The organism is Streptomyces sp. 351MFTsu5.1, assembly GCF_000383655.1.
In the GTDB taxonomy this organism is placed as follows: domain Bacteria; phylum Actinomycetota; class Actinomycetes; order Streptomycetales; family Streptomycetaceae; genus Streptomyces; species Streptomyces griseorubiginosus.
Window position 1 is genome coordinate 1 of sequence record NZ_KB911811.1, and the last position, 8,679, is coordinate 8,679.

General features: G+C 70.9%; 6 protein-coding genes. 3 read left to right on the forward strand and 3 right to left on the reverse strand.

Annotation, left to right across the window (positions count from 1 at the left end):
- Together H295_RS0142270 and H295_RS0142275 are read right to left on the reverse strand one after the other, a co-directional pair.
- Positions 1–1,356, reverse strand: a 1,356-nt coding sequence (locus tag H295_RS0142270) for a sigma-70 family RNA polymerase sigma factor (RefSeq protein WP_028810262.1), incomplete at its 3' end; no start/stop codon positions are given.
- 309 nt (positions 1,357–1,665) lie between these two features.
- A complete protein-coding gene (locus H295_RS0142275) occupies positions 1,666–2,442 on the reverse strand; it encodes a TetR/AcrR family transcriptional regulator (RefSeq protein ID WP_078616914.1) in 777 nt (258 codons plus the stop codon).
- A gap of 374 nt (positions 2,443–2,816) precedes the next feature.
- Between H295_RS0142275 and H295_RS0142280 the strand changes: the two genes are divergently transcribed.
- Positions 2,817–4,196 carry an NAD(P)/FAD-dependent oxidoreductase gene (locus H295_RS0142280; RefSeq protein ID WP_028810263.1) on the forward strand — a complete coding sequence of 460 codons (1,380 nt, stop codon included), beginning with the start codon at positions 2,817–2,819 and terminating at the stop codon, positions 4,194–4,196.
- A gap of 221 nt (positions 4,197–4,417) precedes the next feature.
- Positions 4,418–6,046 carry an ATP-binding SpoIIE family protein phosphatase gene (locus H295_RS0142285; protein WP_020141420.1) on the forward strand — a complete coding sequence of 543 codons (1,629 nt, stop codon included), beginning with the start codon at positions 4,418–4,420 and terminating at the stop codon, positions 6,044–6,046.
- An 83-nt stretch (positions 6,047–6,129) separates the two neighbouring features.
- Here H295_RS0142285 and H295_RS0142290 read toward each other — a convergent pair whose 3' ends face one another.
- Positions 6,130–7,398 (reverse strand): MFS transporter, encoded by a 1,269-nt coding sequence (locus H295_RS0142290; RefSeq protein ID WP_043218934.1) that lies wholly within the window; start codon positions 7,396–7,398, stop codon positions 6,130–6,132.
- A 122-nt stretch (positions 7,399–7,520) separates the two neighbouring features.
- Here H295_RS0142290 and H295_RS0142295 point away from each other — a divergent pair, with 122 nt between their 5' ends.
- A complete protein-coding gene (locus tag H295_RS0142295) occupies positions 7,521–8,069 on the forward strand; it encodes a MarR family winged helix-turn-helix transcriptional regulator (RefSeq protein ID WP_020141422.1) in 549 nt (182 codons plus the stop codon).
- Positions 8,070–8,679 lie beyond the last annotated feature (610 nt).

Genomic DNA, 8,679 nt, shown 5'->3' on the forward strand with positions numbered 1-8,679 from the left:
GGGGGTGGCCGCGACGGGGAGCAGCGGGGGGTCCGGCTCGGGCGTGCTCGGGGTGGGGGTCGGCTGGGCCGGTTCGACGGCCGGTGCGGACGCGGGCGGCTTGGCGTCCGGCTTCCGCGCGGGGCTGTGGTCGCCGATCAGCGCGAGCGCCACCGCGGCGGTGGCCACCGCGACCACACCGGCCGCGATACCGGCCTTCACCGGCGCGCCGAGGCCCTCCGAGGCCGCGGCGCCGCCGGCACCCGCCCCGCCCGAGGAGCCTCCGCTCGCCGCGGCGGCCGCGCCCGCGGCACCGGCGGCTCCGGCCCCGGCGCCGCCGGCGATGAGTCCGATGGCCTTGGCGTACCCGGCGGCCCCGAACCAGCCGATGACCGCGAGCGGTACGACGGCCGGGATGCCCCCGGCGACTTCCTTGATCTGGCCCGCGGCCAGCCGGCACTTGGCGCACTCCTCCAGGTGCTTGCGCAGCCCGCGTTCGGCCCGGGTGCGCAGGCTGCCACGGGCGTAGGCGCCGAGCCGGTCGGCGTAGCGGGCGCACTCCTCGTCGCCGGCGAGACTCGCGCTGACGTGGGCCTGGAGGTAGGCCTGCTTGAGGCCCTCGCGGGCCCGGCTGGCCAGCACGCGCGTGCCGTTGGCGTCGAGCCCGAAGAGGACGGCGACCTCGCTCGGCGACTCGTCCTCCACCTCGGTGTGCCACAGCACGGCCTGCCAGCGCTCGGGCAGTGACCGGAAGGCCTGCATGGCCATGGACTGCTCGGCTTCGTGCATCGCACGCACATCGGCGCCCAGGTCCAGGGTGTCCTGGTCGGAGACCTCGGACGTGCGCGCGGCCTGGGCGGCGAACACCGCGAAGTCGGCGACGAGTTGCTCGCGCTTCGCCGACTTGGTCCAGCCTGCGGCGACGCGCCGGACGCTGGTGAGCAGGTAGGCGCGTACGGCGTGCTCGGGGCCGTGGCCGCGGCGGACGGCCTGGAGCATCCGGGCGAAGACCTCGGCGGTGAGGTCGTCGGCGGTGTGGGCGTCGCGGCAGCAGGTGCGGGCGTAGCGGCGCACGGCTTCCGCGTGGCGCCGGTAGAGCGCCTCGTACGCCGAGTCGTCGCCCGCGCGCATCCGCTCGATCAGATCGGCGTCGGACGGCGTCGTCTCGCGCGGCGGGGGCAGCACGCTGCCGTCCTCGCGCCGGTCGCGCTGGGGCGGCACGCTGCCCTCGACGGGTTCTCCGCCCTGGGCCGGGACGGCGCCGCGCGGGATGCCCGCCCGGCTGCCCTGGCCGGGCACCTGTGGGGTGCCTCCGGCCCGGCCACCGGGTTCCCCGTCGCCCTCACCGTGAGGCTCGTTCCGCCCGTCAACGCTCATCGCGGAATGCCCCCGCCGCCCGACCAACCAGTCCCGAACACCGGGTCAGAGTGCCATATCGACTTTTAGTCAGTAGGGCACAGTGCTTCGCATCCACTCGTCCGTGGGGTTTTCCGGCGATCCAGTACTAGCTTTCACCCGTTCGGGGAATGCTCAACTGTCGCGCACGGGACGGAAGTTGGGCGACGCGCCGGAATTGGGCAGGAATGTTCCGGGGTGCGGCGGACGATCCGGCCGCACCCCGCTGTCACCTTGACGAGCCACACCGGGCTCACACCCGGCCGTCGCCCCCGCCGTCACCCACACGCGTCACGCCGGCCGGGACCGCAGTCCCTCCAGGAGGATGTCCAGCAGCCGCGCCGAGGCCGCCGCCTGCTGTGCCGCGTCCGGCAGCGAGGGCGCCGCGGTCGCGATCACCAGCAGGACGTCGGACACCGACACGTCGGTCCGCAGCTCGCCGGCCGCACGCGCGCGGTCCACGAGCCGGCCCACGACCTCCAGCAGCGCCGCTGCCCCGGCGTCGTCGTCCCCGGGGCCCAACGGGCTCTCCTCCGGGACGAGCCGCAGCTCGCCGGAGCCCGGGGTGGTCCGCTGCTGCGGCACCCGCGCCTCGTCGTAGCCGTCGCCCTCGTCGACCCCGACCCGCAGCACCTGCGGCGGCAGCAGCCGCCCGGCGCCCGAGGCGACCGACGTGCGCAGGAAGCGCGACAGGGCCGACCACGGCTCGTCCTCCTGCCCGAGCGCCGCCCGCGCCTGGTCGGTGAGCCGGGAGGTCTCCTCCTCGGCTATCCGCCGGACCAGGACGTCCTTGCTCGGGAAGCGCCGGTACACGGTGCCGACACCCACCCGGGCGCGCCGTGCCACGTCCTCCATCGGCGCGCCGTAGCCCAGCTCGCCGAAGACCTCGCGCGCCGCGCGCAGTACGTGCTCCAGATTGCGCTGTGCGTCCACGCGCAGCGGGGTCGAACGTGATCCCTCACGTCCGTTGCCCGCCGCGCTCATCGTCGGGCCCATCGCGCCACCCATCGCCCCGCCACCGGGTGCCATGGCGGACGCGGTAGACCAATGAGAGTCCTGAATGTGCATAAATGTTCCCCCGGTAATGACGTCTCCCCCCGGAGACTCTCCCCGCCATCGAAAGCCGGAGCGAGCGGAACAAGCCCGTTTCGCGAGTCCGCCCGTCGCGGACCCGGAGCGCATCCCCCTACACCCCGTCGACACACGAACATAGTTGAGCGGGGGTCAATTCAGAAGGGGCACGTTCCGCACCGAGCGCCCCCCGATCGGAGTACGGGTACCAAACGCCCCGAATGCACCCCCTCCGCCCGCCCGGCGCACACCCCTTGACCTGCGAACCTTCCGCGCACTCCGGAGATTCGGCCAACCCGGCGCGCCGACGGACTCCGGTCACACAAATTGTCGAGGCTGTGGACAAACTCAAGCGGCGGGTGCGTCATGGGGTGGTGAAGGAACGTGCGCGCATTCTGGTTGTCGGCGGTGGCTACGTCGGGATGTACACGGCCCTGCGTCTGCAACGGAAGCTGAAACGGGAACTGGACCGGGCCGAGGCCGAGATCACCATCGTCACGCCCGACCCGTACATGACCTATCAGCCGTTCCTGCCCGAGGCGGCCGCCGGGTCGATCTCCCCCCGTCATGTGGTCGTACCGCTGCGCCGGGTCCTCGACCGCTGCCGGATCCTCGTCGGCGAGGTCACCGCGATCGACCACGCCAAGCGCACGGCCTCCGTGACCACCCTCGCCACCGAGGAGGAGCGCACCGGCGCCGAGCAGCTGTCGTACGACGAACTCGTCCTCGCCCCCGGCTCGATCGCACGCACCCTGCCGATCCCGGGACTCGCCGACCACGGCATCGGGTTCAAGACGGTCGAGGAGGCCATCGGCCTGCGCAACCACGTGATCGAGCAGATGGACATCGCCTCCAGCACCCGCGACCCCGCGATCCGCGACGCCGCCCTCACCTTCGTCTTCGTCGGCGGCGGCTACGCGGGCGTGGAGGCGCTCGGCGAACTGGAGGACATGGCCCGCTACACCGCGCGGTACTACCACAACGTCCGCCCCGAGGACATGAAGTGGATCCTGGTCGAGGCCACCGGCCGCATCCTCCCCGAGGTCGGCGAGGAGATGGGCCGCTACACGGTCAGCGAACTGCGCCGCCGCAACATCGACGTACGGCTGAACACCCGCCTGGAGTCCTGCGTGGACCGCGTCGCCGTCCTCAGCGACGGCAACCGCTTCCCGACACGAACGCTCGTATGGACCGCCGGCGTCAAGCCCAGCCCGCTCCTCGCCGCCACCGACCTCCCGCTCAACGAGCGAGGCCGGCTGAAGTGCACCGCCCAGCTCACCGTGGAGGGCGTCACGCACGCGTGGGCGGCCGGAGACGCGGCCGCCGTCCCCGACGTCACCGCCGACGAGCCCGGCAAGGAGACCGCGCCCAACGCCCAGCACGCCGTCCGGCAGGCCAAGGTCCTCGGCGACAACATCGCGCACGCCCTGCGCGGCGAACCCCTGGAGACGTACGCGCACGCGTACGTCGGTTCCGTGGCCTCCCTGGGCCTCCACAAGGGTGTCGCGCAGGTCTACGGGCGCAAGCTGAAGGGCTACCCTGCCTGGTTCATGCACCGCGTCTACCACCTCAGCAGGGTGCCCACCTTCAACCGCAAGGCCCGCGTCCTCGCCGAATGGACCCTGTCGGGACTCTTCAAGCGAGAGATCGTCTCGCTCGGTTCACTCGAACATCCCCGGGCGGAGTTCGAACTCGCGGCCGGTGGAAAGCCTCCTCATGACCCTGTGAACGACCCGAAGGGGTCGTCCTGACCGGACCGAGGAACTCCACGAACCGCCCCGGCGTCTGACGGATGTCGACCCGGTCGGCCTCCTGACACACTGATGCCCGTCCTCGGACGGGCAGCCGCCCGCCCCTCGAACCCAAGAGGTCTTCCCACCGTGCTGCACCCCCGGGCTGCCGTCCCCAGCCCACCGGCCGGGCCCGGAGCCGGCCCGAAGACGCCGAAGACGACGACACGAGGCAAGGATTCGTGAACTTCACGCGCTGGAGCGCCCGCCTCCCCGGAACGCAGCGCCGCGCCGCAGCGCGGACCGACGACCTGGTCACCGAGGACCGCCTGAGCGAGGGCGCGGTCCCCGCGGCCCGCGCCGAACAACTCACCGTGCCGATCCCCGCCGTCGACGAACTCCCCGTCCGCGAGGTCCTCGACCGCGTCCCCGCTCTCGTCGCCCTCGTCCACGGCCCCGACCACCGCCTCGCCTACGTCAACGACGCCTATGTGGTCGCCTTCGGACTGCGCTCGCCCGGCGCTCCGGCCCGCGAAGCCCTCCCGGAGCTCGACGAGATCGGCCTCCTCCCGCTCCTCGACCAGGTCCTGCGCAGCGGCAAGCCCCGCACGGTCAAGTCCCGCAAGGCGCCCGACGGCCGCTCCTACACCTTCACCTGCACCCCGGTCACCGAGGGCGACGGCGGCGTACTCGTCTTCGCCACCGACGTCACCGACCACGCCGAGGCCGCCGAGCGCCTCAGAGCCAGCGAGCGCCGCCAGCGCGAGACCGCCGTCACCCTCCAGCGCAGCCTGCTCCCCCAGGAACTCGAACAACCGGACGACCTCCGTATCGCGGCCACCTACCACCCCGGCGGCACCGAGGCCGCGGTCGGCGGCGACTGGTACGACGTCATCACCCTCGGCGGGGGCCGCACCGCCCTCGTCATCGGCGACGTCATGGGCCGCGGGGTCCGTGCCGCCGCAGTCATGGGCCAACTCCGCACCGCCGTAAGGGCGTACGCCCGCCTCGACCTGCCCCCGCACGAGGTGCTCCAGCTCCTCGACGGCCTCGCCACGGAGATCGACGCCAACCAGATCGCCACCTGCGTGTACGCCATCCACGACCCGAACGAGGGGAAGCTGGTCTACGCCTCGGCCGGCCACCTGCCGATCCTGGTCCGCGACGAGACCGGCACCGTCCTGCGCGCCGACGAACCCACCGGCCCGCCGCTCGGCACCGGCGGCTGGATGCACGCCTCGGGCTCCATCCCCCTCAGCCCCGGCTCCACGGCCGTTCTCTACACCGACGGCCTGGTCGAGCGCCGCAACGAGGACCTGGACGAGGGCATCGCGGCCCTCGAACGTGCCCTGGCCGGCGCAACCGGCACTCCTCAGGTGATGTGCGACCGCCTGATCCGCTCGGCTGGCGTCACCGCGGAACACGACGACGACGTCGCCGTCATGGTCCTCCAGCACCCCGCCCACACCGGCCCCCAGGGCGAGCTCTTCCGCAACGCCGGCCTCGAACTGCTGGGCGGGGTCGAAGCCGCCCCACGCGCGCGTGCCTTCGCCTCCGGCGTGCTGACGAGCTGGCGGTTCCCGGTCGAGCTGCACGACCTGGGGGTGCTGGCGGTGAGTGAACTGGTCGCCAATTCGCTTCAGCACGGGACTCCACCCATGCGGCTGCGGCTCCGCCGCACCGATCGGCGCCTGATCGTCGAGGTGACGGACGGGGACGACCACCTGCCCCGGCGCCGACGGGCGGAGGCGGGCGACGAGTCCGGTCGCGGAATCGCCATCGTGGCGACCATCGCGTCGAACTGGGGGTCGCGGCGGACGCCGGGCGGGGGGAAGACGGTCTGGTGCGAGTTCGTGTTGCCGAAGGGGTAGCGCCGTAGGGGTGCCTGATCGATGCCGGGTGCGGGTTGTCTGTGGCTGGTCGCGCAGTTCCCCGCGCCCCTACCGGGTTGTGGCTAGGCGGCTACGGACTTCGCCGCAGCTCCACCCTGCGCCACCACCCGGCTCTTCCGCAGCGACGGCTGGTTCTGTACCGGGGTCAGCTGCCTGCCCAGGCGTATCGCCAGGTAGCTGATGCCCAGCGAGAACAGCAGGAACGTCACGATGTACGGCGCGTGCAGGGAGGCTCCCAGCGGGCCGCCCACCGCCGGGCCGACCGCCAGGGCCAGCTGCTTCACCAGGGCGAAGGCCGAGTTGTACTGCCCTGCCATGCCCTCCGGAGCCAGGTCGGCAACCAGCGGGGCGACGGTCGGCGACAGCATCGCCTCACCCAGGCCGAACAGTGCGTACGTCGACACGAACGCGGCCGTGGCCATCTCCTGGCTGCCGTGACCCAGGCCCGCGTAACCCGCGGTGAGCCACGCGACCGCCCAGATGACGCCGACCGCCGCGATCACCCGCGTCCGCCTCCGCCGCTCGACGAACCTCAGCACGGCGAACTGAGCGACCACGATCATCGCGGTGTTCGCGGCCAGGGCCGTGCCCAGCGCGGAGGTGGAGATGCCGGCGGCCTCGACGCCGTACGCGCTCAGACCGGACTCGAACTGGCCGTAGCAGGCGAAGAACAGCACGAAGCCCAGCACGCACAGCTGCACCATGGCCCGGTTCCCGAGAAGCTGCTTCCAGCTGCCCTTGGCGGACCGGCCCGGCGCGTCCTCGATCCGCGGCGAGTGCGGCAGCCGCAGCGTCGCCATCACGACCACCAGCAGCAGGAACATCGCCGCCTCGATCGCGAACAGCAGAGTGAAGGACGCGGCGCTCGACGTGTCGACGAGGTGGCCGCCTATGAGACCGCCGACGCCGAGCCCGAGGTTCTGAAGGAAGAACTGTGTCGCGAAGGCACGCGAGCGGGTCTCCGCCGTGGAGCAGTCCACGATCATCGTGGCCAGCGCCGGCTGCATCACGGCCTGACCGGCCCCGAGCAGCGCCGCCGACAGCAGCACGGTCGGGGCCTGGGCCGAGAGACCGAGACTCAACGACCCGACGGCCGCCGTGAGCAGGGCGGTGAGCAACACCGGCAGCGGGCCGCGCCGGACGATGGCCCGTCCGGCGAACGGCAGCACGACCAGTGCTGCCACGGCGAAGACGGCGAGGACGAGCCCCGCCGTCATGGCTCCCAGCCCACGCACCTGCGCCACATAGACGTACAGATACGGGACGGTGAAACCGAGCCCGAACGCGCTGAGTGCGTTGCCCACGTGGATCCGGCGCATCGCTGCGCCCATCGCCCTGGTCACGTTCACCTCTCTCACTAGTTAGGAGTGAAGACTTCAGAGTTAAAGTTCGAAGCTAAAGAGTACATAGCGAAGGACTTCAAGGCAAAGCATGCGCGTGCGATACTGCGCACATGGCCGAGACCCCTGGCGTCCCCGAGCCGACGCTCGACGAGCAGATCGCCGCCTATCAGCGCGAGTTCCAGGACCTCGACCCCCAGGTCGAGCAGATCGTCTCGGCGCTCTCCCGCCTCAACCGCCGTATGAACGTCGCCTACGGCCGTCAGACCGCCGACCTCGGCATCAGCAACGCCGAGTGGGAGGTCCTCAAGGCGCTCGTGCTCTCCGGTGCCCCTTATCGGATGGGCCCCAGTGATCTCGCCAAGCGACTCGGCCTCACGCCGGCCGCGATGACCCACCGGATCGACCGCATGCACGCACAGGGGCTGGTGACCCGGGAGCGGGACGAGACGAACCGGGTCCGGGTCATCGTGGAGCTGACCGCCGAGGGCCGCGAGAAGTGGCTGGAGGCGATGCGCCTCGCCACGGTCTTCGAGGAGGAGCTGCTCCAGGACCTCTCCGCCGAGGAGCGCAACACCCTTGGGAACGTCCTCACCAGGCTGCTGCGTAGGGTGGAGCACGCGCAGCCGGACGCCGGCGGACGCCTCAGCGACCTCGACTGAAAAGATCTTGACAGCGGGTACTTGACAGCCCCCTGCTCGATCCGTAAAGTTCTTCGGGTTGCCACGGGGCCGTAACGGTTCTGCGGCAGCACCTCCCGCCGCGAAAGCGGCCACTCAAACCATCAGAACGATCTCCCAGCCGGGGTGAATTCGGCGTGCCCGAATTCAATTCGATTTGGGTGTGGCCCCTCGATTTGGGACCACAGCGAGAGTCCGCTAAGGTTTGAGACGTCGGAACGGCCCAACAGTCGGGAAGACAAGCCCCGCTGACCGGGGATCAGGCCCGAAAGGATCTGATAGAGTCGGAACCGCCGGAAAGGGAAACGCGGAAGCGGGAACTGGAAAGCACCGAGGAAATCGGAACCGGAAACGGTCTGATAGAGTCGGAAACGCAAGACCGAAGGGAAAAGCCCGGAGGAAAGCCCGAGAGGGTGAGTACAAAGGAAGCGTCCGTTCCTTGAGAACTCAACAGCGTGCCAAAAATCAACGCCAGATATGTTGATACCCCGTCTCCGGCCGTTCGGCTGGGACGAGGTTCCTTTGAAGAAAAACACAGCGAGGACGCTGTGAGTGACCGCCTTATTCCGGTGGTCGCTCCGCTCTCGTGATG